Origin of the sequence: Paraburkholderia phenoliruptrix, from assembly GCF_902859825.1 — a bacterium.
GTDB lineage: Bacteria > Pseudomonadota > Gammaproteobacteria > Burkholderiales > Burkholderiaceae > Paraburkholderia > Paraburkholderia phenoliruptrix.
In genome coordinates, this window is record NZ_CADIKB010000009.1 from 32,384 (window position 1) to 48,835 (window position 16,452).

The following is a 16,452-nucleotide window of genomic DNA, read 5'->3' on the forward strand; positions in this document are numbered from 1 at the left end:
TCGAATCTCGATGGGCCAGAGCAGGACAAGCGAAGTTACCGAGACGCCCGGCAAGGCCGATGCGCCATGTCGAGCAGAGGCGCAAGAGGCACGAGAAGTGCAAGCGGCAGCTTCGAGCGAAGCGATACAGTTCGATCTCTTCGGGACGCCGGTGCAAGCGCCGCCGGCCGCTCTGCCGCAAGCCGAGGCCCGTGCGAAGCCTTCCCGGGCTGGCATTGGGAGCGACACCCGGGCCGACACCCGGACCGCCCCCCGGGCCGATGCACCGCCGCGAGAAAAAAGCACCGCGCCGTCTTCGGCGGAGCCGCCCCAAGCTGGAAGCCGGCGCGCTGCCCGCTCGAAAGCGGCTGGGGCCACGTCCCTCTGGCAGGAAGACGAACCGCCGCAGTCCGCTGCGCAAAGCGGCGCGCCCGCCGCCGTCGCCGTGGAAGCGCCCCAAAAACGCCGCACGCGCGACGTTCTTCCCGCACCACCCTCGCCGGACGTGCTCACGCTCGCCACGCAACTGCCGTCGCAAGTGCACCTCGGGACCTCCACCTGGTCGTTTCCCGGCTGGAACGGCATCGTCTACGGCGACGACTACAGCAACAGCAAGCTCTCGCGCGACGGCCTCACGGCCTACGGCGCGCATCCGCTGCTCAAAACGGTGAGCATCGACCGGTCGTTCTATCAGGCGCTGACTGTCACCGAATACCTGCGCTACGCGCAGCAGGTGCCGGAGCATTTTCGCTTCATCGTCAAGGCGCCGATGACCATCACCGACGCCACCGTGCGTGCCGAACGCGGCGAGCCGGTATCGCTGAATCCGTGCTTTCTGAACGCGCAAATGGCGATCGACGAGTTCGTCACGCCGTGTCTCGAAGGTCTCGGTGCGAAGGCCGGCGCGCTGGTGTTCCAGCTTTCGCCGCTGGCCGACCAGATGCTGGCGCGGCCCGCGGCGTTCATCGAACGGCTGGGCGATTTTCTGACGGCGCTACCGAAGCTGCCTGACGGAACCTGCTACGCCGTTGAAATCCGTGACGCGAGTTTGCTGACGCCGCGCTTCATTCGTACGCTGAAAGCGGCTGGCGTGCGCTATTGCGTGGGCATTCATGCGCGGATGCCGGATCCGCTGCGGCAGGCGGCCGCCCTCGCGCTGCTGGACGGCGAGCCGGCGGGTCCGCTCATCGTGCGCTGGAGTCTGCACGGCGGTTTCAAATACGAGCAGGCCAAGGCGAAGTATGAGCCGTTCGACAAGCTCGTCGACCGCGATCCGGCCACCCGCGCGTCGCTCGCCGAACTGGCCGCGCGCTATGCGCTTGCCGGCCAGCCGGTGGTGATCGCGGTCAACAACAAGGCGGAAGGCTCGGCGCCGCTCAGCTGTATCGAACTGGCGCGCGAGATCGTAGAAGCGTACGCGCGGCTCGCGCACGAGCAGGCGCACGCGCCTGCATGAAAGTGCCGTAGGCCGCTCAGCCCGCCTTGATCCGCTGCGCGAACTTCTGACGGAACTTCGCGACCTTCGGTGCGACCACGAACGAGCAATAGCCCTGATTCGGGTGCTGCGCGAAATAGTTCTGATGATAGGCTTCGGCCGGCCAGTAATTGCCGTCGAGCGGCAAGACCTGCGTGACAATCTGCCCGTCGTAGATGCCTTCCGCGCCGATTTCGCGGATCGCCTGCAAGGCCGCCTCCCGCTGCGCGTCGGAGTGCGTGAAGATGACCGAGCGATATTGCGTGCCGACGTCGTTACCTTGCCGGTTCAGCTGCGTCGGATCGTGGATGGCGAAAAAAATCTCCAGAATCTCGCGGTAGCTGATTTTTGACGGATCGAAGTCGACCTTGACCACTTCGGCATGGCCCGTGTCGCCGTCGCACACCTGTTCATAGCTCGGATGCTGCGTGTGACCGCCCGCATAGCCCGATTCCACCGAGTTCACACCGTCGACGCCCAGATAGACCGCTTCGAGGCACCAGAAACACCCACCACCCAAAGTGGCGATTTCGCCTGTCTGACTCATGCTGCTCGCTCCTTCAAACTCGTGATCGGCCGATGCCGCTTCCGCTTTGCCGCAACGCCCGTGCCATCGGCGTAGCGTTCCAGCTTAGCCGGTTTTGCGATGCGCCGGTTGCGTCGCGGCCCGTGCGCCGCAATTGCAGTTAAAATTGGGACAAATCGACGATTTTCACTATGACTTTCGAATCATCTGTTTTCCGCCGTGCGCGCGAGCGCTCCAGCGCGGCTTTCGGCCACCACGCACCGGCGGCTTGCGCGTAATGAAGCAAGCCAGTCCGCCCAACTTCGACCAGCCCGCCTTCCGGCAGGCGCTCAGCCAATTCGCCACCGGCGTCACCGTGATTACAACGCGAGCGCCGTCGGGACAATTGATCGGCATCACCGCCAGCTCGTTCAACTCGGTTTCGCTCGACCCGCCGCTCGTGCTGTGGAGTCTCGCGACGCGCTCGGCGTCCATGTCGGTGTTTCGCGCGAACAGCCACTATGTCGTGAATGTGCTGGCCGCGTCGCAGCTCGATTTATGCAAGCGCTTTGCCACGTTGAAAGGCGACCGCTTCGAAGGCGTGTCGCACGCGGCGGGCGACAGCGGCATGCCGGTGCTCGACGGCGCGCTCGCGTGGTTCGAATGTCATAACCGTAGCCGTTATGAAGAAGGCGATCACGTGATTTTTGTCGGCGAGGTGGAGCGTTGCGGCGTGCACGAGAATGCCGCTCAGATTGCGCCGCTGGTTTTCCAGAACGGCCAGTTTCACGGATTAAAGCCGCTGTAGGCGGCACGCGCCGCCCGGTCTGAGCCGCTGTCTCGGCGGCCGCAGCCACGGCCCGCCGGGAAAGCGCAGGAAGGCGCTCTGCGCCAGGAGGGCCGCCCGGCCAGCGCCGCGGCGCCTCAGCGATCGTTGTGCGGCGCGCCGTGCGTGCCCGTGCGCGTGACCAGCGAAACGGGCACGCCGGAATCTTCCTTCAAGGTCTGCAGCACGATATTCGAGCGGATATCCAGAACGCCCGGCGCCTTGTAAAGACGCTGCAGCACAAAATCCGAATAATGCTTGAGGTTGTGCGCGAGAATGCGCAGCAGATAATGCGTCTCGCCCGTCACCACAAAAGCGCCCACCACTTCCGGCCAGTCGCGCAGCGCCTCGGCAAAGCGCTCGTGCCAGTTCTGCTGTTCGTTGCGCATGGAGACCTGCACGAACGCCTCCAGTTCGAAGCCCAGCACCTCGCGGTTCAGACAGGCGCGATAGTGCTCGATCACGCCCTGCTCCTCCAATAGACGCAAGCGCCGCAGACACGCCGACGGCGACAGCGAAATGCGTTCCGCGAGATCGAGATTGCTGATTCGTCCTTCCTGCTGAAGCACCGTCAAGATACGGCAATCGGTGGCGTCGAGCGAGATTGCGTTCATATTCGGTCTCCCTTTCCCATTTGACTCAAATTATGTTCCAAGAGCGGGGCAAGAAGGAGATTTTTTCGCAATCACATTTCGCGGCCGGCCACCTATCATTCCGTATAGACATCCACTTCAGTGCGGACATGCAAACACTCTGGGACATCACGCCCGCCGTCGATACGGCGACGCCCGTCTGGCCGGGCGACACGCCGGTGGGCATCGAGCGCGTCTGGCGAATCGAGGCCGGCTCGCCCGTCAACGTCGCGCGGCTCACGCTCTCGCCGCACACCGGCGCGCATACCGACGCGCCGTTGCACTACGACGCCGCAGGTGCCGCGATCGGCCACGTGCCGCTCGACGCGTATCTCGGACGATGCCGCGTCGTTCATTGCATCGGCGCGTCACCTGTTGTGACGCCACAACACCTGCAGGACGCGCTGGCCGATGTGCCGCCGCGACTCTTACTACGCACTTACAAAAACGCACCGAACGCGACGTGGGACAGCGGCTTTTGCGCGGTCGCGCCGGAAACCATCGACCTGCTCGCGGCGCGCGGGGTGAAGCTGATCGGCATCGACACGCCGTCGCTCGATCCTCAGGAGTCGAAGACGATGGACGCGCACCATCGCATTCGCGCGCACGGCATGGCAATTCTCGAAGGCATCGTCCTCGACGAGGTCGCGCCCGGCGACTACGAACTGATCGCGCTGCCGCTCAAGCTGACCACGCTCGACGCGAGCCCGGTGCGCGCGGTCCTGCGCGCGCTGCCCGACACGCACTGATTTTCCATCCGCCCCCATCGGCAATCCGTAATCCGTAATCCGCGAACGAACGAGACCCACCATGAATCACCGCGAAGAAGCCCTGGCGCTGGACGGCGCCGACCCGCTCGCGACATTGCGCGACCAGTTCGCGCTGTCGCCGACCACCATCTATCTGGACGGCAATTCGCTCGGCGTGCCGCCGGCCGCCGCCGCGCAGCGCGCGCAGACCGTGATCGCCGCCGAGTGGGGCGAAGGACTGATCCGCAGCTGGAATGCCGCGGGCTGGTTTGCGCTGCCCCGCCGTCTCGGCAACAAGCTCGCGCCGCTGATCGGCGCGGCGGACAACGAAGTGGTCGTCACCGATACCATTTCGATCAACCTGTTCAAAGTGCTGTCCGCCGCGCTGCGGCTCGCCCATGCGCGCGACCCGAGGCGCCGCGTGATCGTCTCCGAGCGTTCGAATTTTCCGTCGGATCTGTACATCGCGCAGGGGCTGATCGAGCAACTGGACCGCGGCTATGAACTGCGTCTCGTCGACGATCCGTCAGAACTTCCCGAGGCGATCGGCGACGACACCGCCATCGCGATGATCACGCACGTGAACTACCGCACCGGCTACATGCACGACATGGCCGCGCTGACCAAGCTGATTCACGACAACGGCGCGCTCGCGCTATGGGACCTCGCGCATTCCGCCGGCGCGGTGCCGGTCGACCTGAATGGCGTCGGCGCGGACTATGCCGTCGGTTGCACCTACAAATATCTGAACGGCGGCCCCGGCTCGCCCGCGTTCGTGTGGGTGCCGAAGCGGCATCAGAACGATTTTGCGCAGCCGCTTTCCGGCTGGTGGGGACATGCCGCGCCGTTCGAGATGGACCCGACGTATCGTCCGGACCCGGGCGTAGGCCGCTATCTGTGCGGCACGCAGCCGATGGTGTCGATGGCGCTCGTCGAATGCGGGCTCGACGTGTTCCTGCAGACCGACATGCAGGCGATCCGCCGCAAGTCGCTCGCGCTGACCGATCTCTTTATCGAGCTGGTGGAAAAGCGTTGCAGCGAGTTTCCGCTGAAGCTCGTCACGCCGCGCGCGCATTCGCAGCGCGGCTCGCATGCGAGCTTTGAACATCCGCATGGCTATGAGGTGATGCAGGCGTTGATTGCGCGCGGCGTGATCGGCGATTATCGCGAGCCGCATGTGCTGCGCTTCGGCTTTACGCCGCTCTATACGCGCTTCGTCGATGTCTGGGACGCCGTCGAAACCTTGCGCGACGTGCTCGCGCGCGAGACCTGGCGCGCGCCCGAATTTGCCGCACGCGGCGCCGTGACCTGAGGAGCGCACGAATGAACGATCACATGCAAACGCCGGACTTGCCCGAAGAAGTGCCCGCGCAGGGTTGCCCGTTCGGTCATGGACGCGCTGCGTCCGCCAATGCGCCCGCCGCAAAGGCGACCGCCGCCGACGGCTGGCACGACGCGCAGCTCGATTTTTCCGAGTCGATGAGCTACGGCGATTATCTGTCGCTCGGCACAGTGCTGAACGCGCAGCATCCGTTGTCGCCCGATCACAACGAGATGCTGTTCATCATTCAGCATCAAACGAGCGAATTGTGGATGAAGCTCGCGCTGTACGAATTGCGCGCCGCGCTCGCCGCGGTGCATCGCGACGAGCTGCCGCCGGCGTTCAAAATGCTCGCGCGCGTCTCGCGGATCATGGAGCAGCTCGTGCAGGCCTGGAACGTCCTCGCGACGATGACGCCGTCCGAATACACGTCAATGCGCCCCTATCTCGGCAGCTCGTCGGGATTCCAGTCTTATCAATACCGGCAGATCGAGTTTCTGCTCGGCAACAAGAATGAGCAGATGCTCAAGCCGCATGCCCATCGCTCCGATGTGCTCGCCGACGTGAAGGCTTCTCTCGAAGCACCGTCTTTCTACGACGAAGTGGTCAAGCTGCTGGCGCGCCGCGGCTTTGCGATTTCACCTGCGCGGCTCGCGCGCGACTGGACGCAGCCCACGGTTCATGATGCTTCCGTCGAAGCCGCCTGGCTGGAGGTCTATCGCAATCCCTCGCAGCATTGGGAGTTGTATGAGATGGCCGAAGAGCTGGTCGATCTCGAGGACGCTTTCCGGCAGTGGCGCTTCAGACACGTGACGACGGTTGAGCGGATTATCGGGTTCAAGCAGGGGACCGGCGGGACGAGCGGCGCGCCTTATTTGCGCAAGATGCTCGATGTGGTTTTGTTTCCTGAGCTTTGGCAGGTTAGGACGATGTTGTAAGTCCACGAGCAGTCGACAAGCGGGCCGGCGAGTGCACGCCGAAGTCGGTCCCGAACGCTTCGCTGCCACGTTCGTTCTTGCTTCGCTCACCTAACCACATACCCCCCATCCACCGCCAAACAAACCCCACTCACCATAGAAGCCGCATCGCTCAACAAAAACATCACAACCGAAGCCACTTCCGCAGGCTCTGCAAAGCGTCCCAGCGGAATGGCCTTCAAAGCAGGCTCCCGCTTCGCGGGGTCGCTCCACGCCTGAACCGCCATGGGCGTCAACGTTACAGTCGGATTCACGCTGTTCGCCCGGATTCCGAACGGGCCGAGCTCGATGCACAACGCCCGCGTCACTGCATCGAGCGCGGCTTTCGAAGCCGAATAGCTCAAGTGATCGTCAAGCGCAACAAGCGCCGCCTGGCTGGAAACATTCACGATACTGCCGGCGCGTTTCGCCTCGATCATTCCTCGCGCGACATGCTTCGCGACCAGCACCGCGCCCCGCGCGTTCACCGCCATCACGCGGTCGAAACTCGCGGCCGTGGTGTCCACCGCTCGCTCAAGCAACGCAATGCCGGCGCAATTGACCAGACCGTCGAAAGCACCGAGCGAGAGAAGCGCCTCGTCAATCGCGGCCTCGTCGCTGACGTCGAGCTTCAACGGCTCACAGCCGGTCTCTTCAGCAAGGCGCGCAAGGTCGTTCGCATTGCGCGCCGCGGCCACGACGTCCGCACCGCAAGCGCACAGCATCTCCACGGTTGCCCGCCCTATTCCGCTCGAAGCGCCCGTCACGAGAATCGAGCGGCCCGAGAAATCAAAAGTAGCATTCATGATGTTTGCAAGCGATGCATGACCGGCTTCAGTGCCGGATACAGGTCCTTATAGATGCCGAACCGCTCGTCGTAGCGCGCCATGCGCGCGGCGTCGGGCTGCGCTCGTTCGATCAGCGTGATCCATCCGCCTTGCGCCGCCTCGCGCGAAACCAGTCCCACGCCGAGCGCGGCGAGCAACGCGGCGCCCATCGCCGCTTCCACTTCCTGCTCGATCGTATAGACCGGATAGCCGGCGACGTCGGCAATGATCTGCATCCACAGGTCCGAATGCGCGGCGCCACCCACGACAATCAGCTTGTCCTCCAGCGACTGAGCACCCTGCCGCCCCGCCTCGATGTTGTGCTTCAACGCGAAGGACACGCCCTCCAGCACCGCGCGATACAGATGCGCCCGGGTATGAAAAAGACTCAGCCCGACGAACGCGCCGCTCGCCTTCGCGTCCCACACGGGGCTGCGTTCGCCCATCAGATACGGCAGAAACATCACGCCATCCGACCCGGCCGGCACTTTGGCCGCGCTTTCTTCAAGCAGGCGATGCGGATCGCCATGCGGCGTGGCGCGTGCGGCTTCAATCTCCGCCTGGCAGAACTGATCGCGATACCAGGTTACCGAAGCCCCCGCGGTAATCGCCCCGCCGAACACATAGATGTCGCGCTGGCCGTTGAAAACGTGAGGCATGCTAATCAACCCGTGACGTGCATCCACGGTCTGATTGATGTAGCCCCAACACATGCTCGTGCCGATCATCGCCACATGCTGGCCGGCGCGGCTCACGCCGGCGGCGAACGTCGCGACCGCGGCATCCACGCCGCCTGCCACAATCGCCGTGCCTGCTGCGAGACCGAGCTGCTCGGTCCATTGCGAAAGCAGACCGCCCACCACTTCCGACGATTCCACGAGACGCTCGGGCATCATCGTCGCAGGAATGCCGAGCATATCGAGCGCCTCGTCGGACCAGTCGCGCTTCGCGATATCGTAGATGCCGCCAATGTTGCCCGCGGAGCTGTGATCCACGGCGATTTCGCCCGTCAACATATAGATCACGTATGCGTTCGGCGGCAGGAAGTAGCGCGTTTGCGCCCACACCTCCGGCTCGTGATCGCGCAGCCACAGCATCTTCGTGTAGCCGTAATAGCTGTCCACGCCGTTGCCGGTGATCGAGTAAAGCCGATCGAGATCGACGTTGCCCCGCACCCACTCGACCTGATCGGTCGCGCGCCGGTCCATCCATATCAGACACGGATACAGCGGCCGCATCTCGCTATCGACGGGAATGCCGGAACCACCGTACAGGCTGCTCACGCACACGGCCTGGATGGAATCCGCCGCCACGCCCGCCTCCTTCGCCTGTCGCACGCAAGCAGCAATGCTTTCGGTGACGGCTTTGAACCATACCGCCGGCCATTGCTCGGCCCACAGCGGCCTCGGCGTATCCGGCTGATAACTCGACGCATGCTGCGCCACGATAGCGCCATGCCGGTCGACCAGCAGCGCCTTCGTGCTCTGCGTCCCGATATCCACGCCGATGACGTATTCCATACAGTCTCCGTTGTTATGTCACGCCGATCCGGTAGAAGCGCAAGATCAGACGCAAACTCACGCGCGCGGCTTCATCAGCACCTTGATCGAATCGAGCGAATTGGCGACCTTGATCGCTTCGTCCCATTCTTCCAGCGAAAACCCGTGTGTGACAATGCCTTTCGATGTCACGAGTCCGCGCGCGAGCAGATCGATGGCGATCGGATAGCAATAAGGCCCGAGATGCGCGCCGCGCACATCGAGCTCCTTGCGGTCGCCGATCACGGACCAGTCGAGCGTGGTATCCGCGCCGAACACCGAAAATTCCACGAAACGCCCGAGCTTGCGAATCAGGTCCATCCCCTGGTTGACGCCGATCGGCGCGCCGGTCGTTTCAATATAGACATCGCAGCCGTAGCCGTCAGTCAGCGAATGGACGATCGCAAGCGCGTCGTCCTTCTTCGGGTTGATCGTCACGTCGGCGCCGTACTCGCGGGCGAGCCCAAGGCGCTCTTCCACCAGATCGATCACGACCAGCTTCTTCGGCGTTTTCAGGTGCGCGACCTGCGTCATCATCAAGCCGAGTGGACCCGCGCCGGCAATCACGACGACGTCGTCCAGCTGCAGATCGCCGCGATTCACGGTGTGAATTGCGCACGCGAGCGGTTCAATGATAGCGGCGTCTTCAAGAGAGATGCCATCCGGGATCTTGTGGACGATCGCGGTCGGCGGAATGCGCATGTACTCGGCCATGCCGCCGTCCGCGACTTCCCGTTGAAAGCCAAAGATGTTGTGCACCTCGCACATCCAGTATTGGCCCGACTTGCAATAGCGGCATTTGCCGCACGGCACGATCTGCTCCGCAATCACGCGGTCGCCCATCTTCACGCCGAAATGCTCGGCTGCGCCTTCACCCAGCTCCGCTACGTAGCCGAAGAACTCGTGCCCCGGAATCACCGGCGCTTTGACCCACGGACTCGGGCCGCCCCAAAACATTTTTGCGCCCGAATGGCATTTGCAATCGCTCGCGCAGATTCCGCAAGCCGCAATGCGGATTACCAGTTCGTGCGCTCGCGGGCGCGGCCGCGTGACCTGTTCGACGCGGTAATCTTTCGGCGCGTGGCAGACAATCGCCGTCATGTTCTGCTTGTCGGATGGTGTGAATGGATTCGTCATTGCATATCCTGCCAGGTGGAAATCGATGAAAAAGAGAGCGTCACTTTCTGCGGTCGCGGCTGATATAGATCGCAAGCAGAATGATTCCGCCCTTGATCACGTTCTGCACATACGGATTCACGCCGACCATGTTCAATCCGTTGTTCAGCACGCCGAGCAGCAGCGCGCCGATCAAGGTGCCGATAATCGAACCGCGCCCGCCGGAGATCGACGTGCCGCCCATCACCACGGCGGCGATGGCGTCGAGTTCGAAGCCCACGCCCGCGTTCGGCTGGCCGCTCATCAAACGCGCGGTCAATACGATCGCGGCAAACGAAGACGTGAGCCCCGCTATCGTGTAGACGATCAGCTTCACGCGCGCGACGCGCACGCCCGATAGCCGCGTCGCCTGTTCGTTGCCGCCGATCGCATACACGTAGCGGCCAAACGGCATGCGTTCGAGCAGCACCCATGCGATCACATAGATCACGGCCATGATCACCACGGGCGCCTGAATGCCGAGAATCTTGCCGCTGCCGAAAAAGCTGACCCAGTCGGGCAAGCCGTCAATCGGATAGCCGCCGGTATAGATAAGCGCGAGGCCGCGCGCGATGCCCATCGTCGCGAGCGTGACGATGATCGGCGGCATGCCGGCGAACGCGACGAAGAACCCATTGGCCGCGCCGAAACCGAGGCCCACTGCAACGCCGATTGCCAACGCAGCGAGCGCATTCATGCCGGCCACCATCAGCCCGGCGGCGAGCGTGCCCGACAGCGCCATCACCGAGCCGACCGAGAGGTCGATGCCGCCCGTCAGAATCACGCAGGTCATGCCGACCGCGATGATCGCGTTGATCGATACCTGACGCAGCACGTTTTCGATGTTCGCCGCTGAGAGAAAGCTGTCGCTCGCGAACACCATCACGATGCACACCACGACCAGGCCGATGAACGGGTAGAACAATGTCGAGCGCTTCAACGCGGCCCACGTGAAGCGAACCGGCGCGCCCGGCGTATTGCTGCTCACGCTCGAGGTTTTCGGCGACGAAGAGGAATTAGGCGTGTTCATGCAGGGCTCCACGAGTGCCGGCGGTTGCATAAGTCATGACGGCGTTCGAGTCGATCTCATCGCCTTCGAGCAGCGCCTCGATACGGCCTTGCCGGAATACGGCGACGCGATCGCACATGCCGACAATCTCCGGCAGTTCCGACGAAATCATGATGATCGAATAGCCGCGTGCGGTGAGTTCGCGCATCAGCAGATAGATTTCCGCCTTCGCGCCGACGTCGATGCCGCGCGTCGGTTCGTCGAAGATCAGAATGTTGGTGTGATGGTTCAGCCAGCGCGCGATCACCACCTTCTGCTGGTTGCCGCCCGACAGCGTGGCCACTTCTGTGTGCATGGTCGGCGCCTTCACGCCCACGCGCTTCATGATGTCGGCGGTGGCGCGCGCTTCGCTGCGCTGATCGATGAAGAAGCGCAGCGACCGATACTTGCCGAGGTTATTGATCGAAATGTTCTGCTTGATCGAGAAGTCCGTAATGAGCCCTTCCGTCTTGCGGCTTTCGGGAAGAATGCCCACGCCCGCGCGCAATGCATCGGCGGGATCGGACAATTTCGCGGCCTCGCCGTTGATGCGAATCTCCTTCGCATGAGCCGGGTCCGCGCCGATCACGGCGAGCGCGGTCTCGGTGCGGCCCGAGCCGACGAGTCCCGCGAAGCCCAGAATCTCGCCTTCGCGCAGCGTGAATTGCAGCACGGGGCCGTCTTTCAGCAACTGCAGCTTCCGCACGTCGAGCACGATTTTCGCGTCGGCGGAGAGCGGCGGCTTCGGGGGAAAGCTGCTTTCGATGCGGCGCCCCACCATCATCTCGACAAGACGGTTCACATCGGACTGCGCGACCTCCGTCATGCCGACATACTGACCATCGCGCAGCACCGTAATGCGGTCGCACACCTCGAAGATTTCTTCCAGATGATGCGAGATGAAAATCATCGCGACGCCCTGCTTTTTCAGGTCGCGCATGATCGCAAACAGGTGCTCGGCTTCGGCGGGCGTGAGCGTCGCGGTGGGTTCATCGAGAATCAGAATGCGCGCTTCGAGCGAGAGCGCCTTACCGATTTCCACAAACTGCTGCTGGGCAACCGACAGTTCGCGAATCGGCACGGACAGATCGATCGACACGCCGAGCCGCGCGAAAATGTCCGCCGCCGCGCGCCGCATCTTGCCGCGTTCGAGGAGGCCCAGACCGGTCCTCATCTCGCGGCCGAGAAAGATGTTCTCCACCGCATTCAGATACGGGATCAGACTGAACTCCTGAAACACAATGCCGACGCCCGCCGCCACCGCGTCGTGGTAGTTCGCGAAGTGACGCGGCTCGCCTTCTATCGTGATCGTGCCTTCGTCGGGCTGATAGATGCCGCACAGGATCTTCATCAGCGTCGACTTGCCCGCGCCGTTTTCGCCAAGCAGCGCGTGAATCTCGCCGCGTGCAATCTCCAGGTGAATGCCCTGCAGCGCCTTCACGCCGGGAAAACTTTTGCTGATGTTCTCGAGCTTGAGTATCGTGTCCATCGGTGCTCCATTGCTGCCCGCCGCCCTGTCGGGCAGCCATGTCTTCCGCGCGCGGCGGCGACGGCGGGCATTCGGCTTACCAGCTGAAACCCTTCGCGTTGCTGCGGTCGATCATCTTCACATCGACGGGAATGGCTTTCGGCACATTGGCGCCCCATTTCTTCGCGTACGCGATGCCGAGCGCAATGCGCACCTGGTCGGCGGGAAACTGCGCGGACGTTTCGACGAACTTCGAATTCGGCTTCTGGATCGCGGCAATCGCTTCCGGCGCGCCGTCGACGCTCGTCAGCTTGATGTCCTTGCCCGAAGACTCGATCGCGGACAGCGCGCCCATCGACCCGCCGTCGTTCACGCTGAAGATGCCCTTCAGGTTCGGATGCGCCTGGATCATGTTCTCGGTGACGGAGAGCGCGGTCGCACGCTCCTGCTTGCCGTTTTGCGTATCCACGAGCTTCACGCCCGGCGCCTTGGCGAGCGCCGCCTTGCAGCCGCGCACGCGCTCCAGAATCGGCACGACCGGAATGCCGTCGAGAATCGCCACTTCGCCGCTGCCGCCAATCGACTTCGCGAGGTACTCGCAGGCCATCTGTCCCGCGTCGAAGTTCTTCGAGCCGACGAACGAGTCGACCGGACCGTTCGCGTTCGCATCCACCGCGACCACGACGACGCCCGCTTTTTTCGCCGACGTCACCGCGGATTGAATGCCCGTCGAGTCGGTCGGATTCACGAGCAGAATGTCGATCTTCTTCTGCAGCATGTCCTCCACGTCGCTCACCTGCTTGCTCACGTCGTGATGGGCGTCGGTCACGACAACCGTTGCACCCGTCGATGCAGCGGCCTCGTTCAACGCCTTCTGCATGGTCACGAAATACGGGTTGTTCAGTTCCTGGAAGGTCATGCCGATCTTCAGCGGCGCCGCCTGTGCGGCGGGTGCGGCGATGCATGAAAGACTCAATGCGAGGCTCGCAAAGAGAAGGCGGCTGCGCGCGAATGGAGTCGACGAGGCCTGTTTCAGGGTGGTTTGCGTCATGGTTGTCTCCGTTTTTGAAGTGAGCACGTCCGTCACGCTGTCGTCGGACAGCGCGATACGTGTTGGTACGCGGGTCATGCAAGGCGCCTTGCCGGAAACGGCGCGGCGGTGGATCAAGCGGGCGCTACGTTGGCGGATAGGCGGCCGCCGCAGCAGCACGCGGCAAACCGGGCGCGACCACGATCGGGGGCGCGTCGTCGATACCCTTGCCGCGCGCGGCGGCTTCTTCCGACGCATCGCGGCTCGCGTCGTTCAGTTGCTGATAGCGGCGAAACTTCGAAGGCGCCATGCCCTTCGCCGCGAGAAACTGCCGGTTGAAGTTCGACAGGTTGTTAAAGCCTGCCTTGAAACAGATATCCGTCACGCTCAGTTCACTATCGGTCAGCAACTGACACGCGAGATTGATGCGCATGCGGTTCACGTACTGCACAAACGGCAAGCCCGTATGGCGGCGGAAATAGCGCGAAAACGCGCTCACGCTCTGGCCAGCCAGTTGCGCGAGATCCGATTCGCGCAGCTCGTTCGCGAGGTTTTTGCCGATATACGAAAGCACATGATTGATGCGCGTCGACGCGAAGCCCGTCGGGTCCGCCTGATAAGCGGGGCTCGCGAGCGTCTCGCGGTCGTCGGCGTTCATCAGGATTTCAAGCATCGACATGAACAGCACCAGACGACGCAGCCCGCGCGCCGCGAGCAATTCGAGGAAGAGCGGCTGGATGGCAGCGCTCGTGCGCGCGCCGAACGACACGCCGCGGCGCGAATCGGCGAGCAGCGCCTCGACCTGACGCCATTCCGGAAAGCTCTCGAGACAGCTCGACACGAATTCCTGGCCGAACTGCACGACGAGATTGCGCTGCGCAATGCTCTCGCCTTCGGGCACGTCGCTCACCCAGTTATGCGGCAGGTTTGGGCCCATCAACACGAGATTGCCCGGCGCGAAGCTGCTGATGTGATCGCCGACGAACATCTTGCCCGTCGTCGCCACGATCAGATGGATTTCGTATTCCGGATGAAAATGCCAGCGTACCGTGCGGTACGGATAGCCGTGCGACCACACCTTGAACGACTCGTCGCGGCGTACTTCCACAATCTCGAGATCGGGTTGCACTGTCTGCCTCCATGATGCGGCGCGGGAGAGCGGCCGCTCGTCTTCGTCTTGTAGAGCGAAAAGTAGCCTTCAAACGCGCCGGCCACCACTAAAAATGAGACCGCGGACCGATACTTTTTTGCATTCGGGTAAGTCCTGGCGCGTGGGAGGTCAAGAATGATGCAATGCAAAAGGCCCGATAAAGCGCGCTCCACCGCGTCCCTTCACGCGCTCAACCAAGCGCGGCGGACCCTGCCCGCCGCGCCGCGCCACGAAAACAGCGCGTCCTCGCCTTGACTTTCGTTTCAGCGGGTACGATCATTCGCTCACATACAGAGCAAATGCTCTATCGACCCATAAATGCGCGCGACAAGCCGCGCAGCAGCTGAGACAGATGGAGACGCACAATGAGCAGCGAGCAAGGCAGCGGCGCGGCCGCACAGGTGATTCTGCATATCGGCGCGGGATCGTTTCATCGCGCGCATCAGGCGTGGTATCTCCACAAGCTGAATGAAGCGAGGCGGCCGGACGAGCCGCGCTGGTCGCTCACCGTCGGCAATATTCGCAGCGACATGAACGCGGTGCTCGAAGCACTGGCTGCGCAAAACGGCGTCTATACGCTCGAGACGGTTACGCCACAGGGCGAGCGCGCATACGAGACGATCCGCTCAATTGAACGCGTCCTACCTTGGACCGAAAGCCTCGATGCGCTGATCGAAGCCGGCGCCGATCCGGCTTGCAAGATCATTTCGTTCACGGTGACGGAAGGCGGCTACTACCTTGACGAACACGATCGACTGGACACCGCTAATCCCGATCTTTCGACCGACCTCCAGGGCGGACACACCACGATCTACGGCGCGCTGGCGGCGATTCTCGACGCGCGCATGAAAGCCGGCGCCGGTCCCGTCACGCTGCAGACCTGCGACAACCTCCGGCGCAACGGCGAGCGTTTTCATGCGGGCATGAGCGCGTTTCTCGAACTGCGCGGCGCGGGCGAACTCGCACGATGGTTCGACGACAACACGGCGTGTCCGAGTTCGATGGTCGACCGCATCACGCCGCGCCCGACGCCGGACGTGCGCGAGCGCGTGAAGGCCGCGACGGGGGTCGACGACGCCTGCCCCGTGATGGGCGAAGCGTTTATCCAGTGGGTGATCGAGGAGCGCTTCATCGCGGGCCGGCCGGCGTGGGAGAAGGTCGGCGCGGAACTGGTCGATTCGGTTCTGCCCTACGAAGAAGCGAAGATCCGCATTCTGAACGCGACGCACAGCTGTATTGCGTGGGCCGGCACGCTCGTCGGTCTGAATTACATTCACGAAGGCACGCACGACGCGGACATCCGCCAGTTCGCTTTCGACTACGTGACCGAAGACGTGATTCCGTGTCTCACGCCGAGCCCGCTCGACCTCGAACGCTATCGCGACGTCGTGCTGGAACGCTTCGGCAATCCTTATATCCAGGACACGAACCAGCGGGTTGCGGCTGACGGCTTTTCGAAACTGCCCGGCTTCATTGCGCCGACGCTCGCCGAATGCTTCGAGCGCGGCGTCACCCCGGCGGCGACCGCGATGCTGCCCGCGCTGTTCTTCCGTTTCCTCGAACGCTGGCAGGCGGGCACGCTGCCCTACACCTACCAGGACGGCGTGATGGACGAGCGCGTCGCGCGAGGTTTCTTCGCGGCGCCCGATCCGTTGCAGGCGTTTGCGGCGGACCGGCTGCTGTGGGGCAGCATGGCAGGCACGCAGGAGCTCGAGTCCGCGTTGGCCGGCGCGTTGGCGCGCGTCGACGTGTGGCTTGCGAAACGCGGGCAGGTGTAACGCAGCACGGCATCTT

General features: G+C 63.2%; 15 protein-coding genes. 6 read left to right on the plus strand and 9 right to left on the minus strand.

All coding sequences use genetic code 11. The features are described from left to right. The first annotated feature begins 10 nt into the window (after positions 1-10). Complete coding sequence (locus HV711_RS12215) at positions 11-1,435, plus strand: DUF72 domain-containing protein (protein ID WP_035480942.1); 1,425 nt, start codon at positions 11-13, stop codon at positions 1,433-1,435. 16 nt (positions 1,436-1,451) lie between these two features. Here HV711_RS12215 and msrA read toward each other — a convergent pair whose 3' ends face one another. Then, entirely contained in the window at positions 1,452-2,000 is a 549-nt protein-coding gene (gene msrA, locus HV711_RS12220) for a peptide-methionine (S)-S-oxide reductase MsrA (RefSeq protein WP_035480945.1), read from the minus strand. A gap of 256 nt (positions 2,001-2,256) precedes the next feature. Between msrA and HV711_RS12225 the strand changes: the two genes are divergently transcribed. Then, complete coding sequence (locus HV711_RS12225) at positions 2,257-2,766, plus strand: flavin reductase family protein (RefSeq protein ID WP_013589469.1); 510 nt, start codon at positions 2,257-2,259, stop codon at positions 2,764-2,766. Positions 2,767-2,882: 116 nt separating this feature from the next. Here HV711_RS12225 and HV711_RS12230 read toward each other — a convergent pair whose 3' ends face one another. Continuing rightward, positions 2,883-3,398 carry an Lrp/AsnC family transcriptional regulator gene (locus HV711_RS12230; protein WP_035480946.1) on the minus strand — a complete coding sequence of 172 codons (516 nt, stop codon included), beginning with the start codon at positions 3,396-3,398 and terminating at the stop codon, positions 2,883-2,885. A gap of 128 nt (positions 3,399-3,526) precedes the next feature. Between HV711_RS12230 and kynB the strand changes: the two genes are divergently transcribed. The 3 genes from kynB to kynA all read left to right on the plus strand — a co-directional run bounded on the left by kynB (position 3,527) and on the right by kynA (position 6,424). Next, complete coding sequence (kynB, locus tag HV711_RS12235) at positions 3,527-4,165, plus strand: arylformamidase (RefSeq protein WP_028360957.1); 639 nt, start codon at positions 3,527-3,529, stop codon at positions 4,163-4,165. Positions 4,166-4,226: 61 nt separating this feature from the next. Continuing rightward, complete coding sequence (kynU, locus tag HV711_RS12240) at positions 4,227-5,477, plus strand: kynureninase (protein WP_035480949.1); 1,251 nt, start codon at positions 4,227-4,229, stop codon at positions 5,475-5,477. 11 nt (positions 5,478-5,488) lie between these two features. Beyond that, a complete protein-coding gene (gene kynA / locus HV711_RS12245) occupies positions 5,489-6,424 on the plus strand; it encodes a tryptophan 2,3-dioxygenase (protein ID WP_035480952.1) in 936 nt (311 codons plus the stop codon). Between the two features lie 86 nt (positions 6,425-6,510). On the opposite strand, the gene HV711_RS12250 is transcribed toward kynA, so the two are convergent. The 7 genes from HV711_RS12250 to HV711_RS12280 all read right to left on the minus strand — a co-directional run bounded on the left by HV711_RS12250 (position 6,511) and on the right by HV711_RS12280 (position 14,637). Further along, positions 6,511-7,248 (minus strand): SDR family oxidoreductase, encoded by a 738-nt coding sequence (locus HV711_RS12250; RefSeq protein WP_035480956.1) that lies wholly within the window; start codon positions 7,246-7,248, stop codon positions 6,511-6,513. Next, the gene (locus HV711_RS12255) at positions 7,245-8,789 is read right to left on the minus strand and encodes an FGGY-family carbohydrate kinase (protein ID WP_028360960.1); all 1,545 of its coding nucleotides are present in this window, start codon (positions 8,787-8,789) and stop codon (positions 7,245-7,247) included. The genes HV711_RS12250 and HV711_RS12255 overlap by 4 nt, the downstream gene beginning before the upstream one ends. A gap of 57 nt (positions 8,790-8,846) precedes the next feature. After that, the gene (locus HV711_RS12260; protein ID WP_035480959.1) at positions 8,847-9,944 is read right to left on the minus strand and encodes an alcohol dehydrogenase catalytic domain-containing protein; all 1,098 of its coding nucleotides are present in this window, start codon (positions 9,942-9,944) and stop codon (positions 8,847-8,849) included. A 40-nt stretch (positions 9,945-9,984) separates the two neighbouring features. Next, entirely contained in the window at positions 9,985-10,992 is a 1,008-nt protein-coding gene (locus HV711_RS12265) for an ABC transporter permease (protein WP_015003635.1), read from the minus strand. Next, complete coding sequence (locus HV711_RS12270; RefSeq protein ID WP_035480962.1) at positions 10,979-12,499, minus strand: sugar ABC transporter ATP-binding protein; 1,521 nt, start codon at positions 12,497-12,499, stop codon at positions 10,979-10,981. Before HV711_RS12270 ends, HV711_RS12265 begins: the two co-directional genes overlap by 14 nt. Positions 12,500-12,575: 76 nt before the next feature. Continuing rightward, a complete protein-coding gene (locus HV711_RS12275; protein WP_035480979.1) occupies positions 12,576-13,529 on the minus strand; it encodes an ABC transporter substrate-binding protein in 954 nt (317 codons plus the stop codon). Between the two features lie 124 nt (positions 13,530-13,653). Beyond that, on the minus strand, positions 13,654-14,637 hold the full coding sequence (locus tag HV711_RS12280; RefSeq protein ID WP_035480964.1) for an AraC family transcriptional regulator: 984 nt from the start codon (positions 14,635-14,637) through the stop codon (positions 13,654-13,656). Positions 14,638-15,023: 386 nt separating this feature from the next. Between HV711_RS12280 and dalD the strand changes: the two genes are divergently transcribed. Next, on the plus strand, positions 15,024-16,436 hold the full coding sequence (dalD, locus tag HV711_RS12285; RefSeq protein ID WP_175145100.1) for a D-arabinitol 4-dehydrogenase: 1,413 nt from the start codon (positions 15,024-15,026) through the stop codon (positions 16,434-16,436). Positions 16,437-16,452 lie beyond the last annotated feature (16 nt).

Excerpts from the sequence above, each read along its gene's own strand:
- HV711_RS12215 (WP_035480942.1), top strand. The coding sequence starts at position 11 with ATGGGCCAGAGCAGGACAAGCGAAGTTACCGAGACGCCCGGCAAGGCC.
- msrA (WP_035480945.1), bottom strand. The coding sequence starts at position 2,000 with ATGAGTCAGACAGGCGAAATCGCCACTTTGGGTGGTGGGTGTTTCTGG.
- HV711_RS12225 (WP_013589469.1), top strand. The coding sequence starts at position 2,257 with ATGAAGCAAGCCAGTCCGCCCAACTTCGACCAGCCCGCCTTCCGGCAG.
- HV711_RS12230 (WP_035480946.1), bottom strand. The coding sequence starts at position 3,398 with ATGAACGCAATCTCGCTCGACGCCACCGATTGCCGTATCTTGACGGTG.
- kynB (WP_028360957.1), top strand. The coding sequence starts at position 3,527 with ATGCAAACACTCTGGGACATCACGCCCGCCGTCGATACGGCGACGCCC.
- kynU (WP_035480949.1), top strand. The coding sequence starts at position 4,227 with ATGAATCACCGCGAAGAAGCCCTGGCGCTGGACGGCGCCGACCCGCTC.
- kynA (WP_035480952.1), top strand. The coding sequence starts at position 5,489 with ATGAACGATCACATGCAAACGCCGGACTTGCCCGAAGAAGTGCCCGCG.
- HV711_RS12250 (WP_035480956.1), bottom strand. The coding sequence starts at position 7,248 with ATGAATGCTACTTTTGATTTCTCGGGCCGCTCGATTCTCGTGACGGGC.
- HV711_RS12255 (WP_028360960.1), bottom strand. The coding sequence starts at position 8,789 with ATGGAATACGTCATCGGCGTGGATATCGGGACGCAGAGCACGAAGGCG.
- HV711_RS12260 (WP_035480959.1), bottom strand. The coding sequence starts at position 9,944 with ATGACGAATCCATTCACACCATCCGACAAGCAGAACATGACGGCGATT.
- HV711_RS12265 (WP_015003635.1), bottom strand. The coding sequence starts at position 10,992 with ATGAACACGCCTAATTCCTCTTCGTCGCCGAAAACCTCGAGCGTGAGC.
- HV711_RS12270 (WP_035480962.1), bottom strand. The coding sequence starts at position 12,499 with ATGGACACGATACTCAAGCTCGAGAACATCAGCAAAAGTTTTCCCGGC.
- HV711_RS12275 (WP_035480979.1), bottom strand. The coding sequence starts at position 13,529 with ATGACGCAAACCACCCTGAAACAGGCCTCGTCGACTCCATTCGCGCGC.
- dalD (WP_175145100.1), top strand. The coding sequence starts at position 15,024 with ATGAGCAGCGAGCAAGGCAGCGGCGCGGCCGCACAGGTGATTCTGCAT.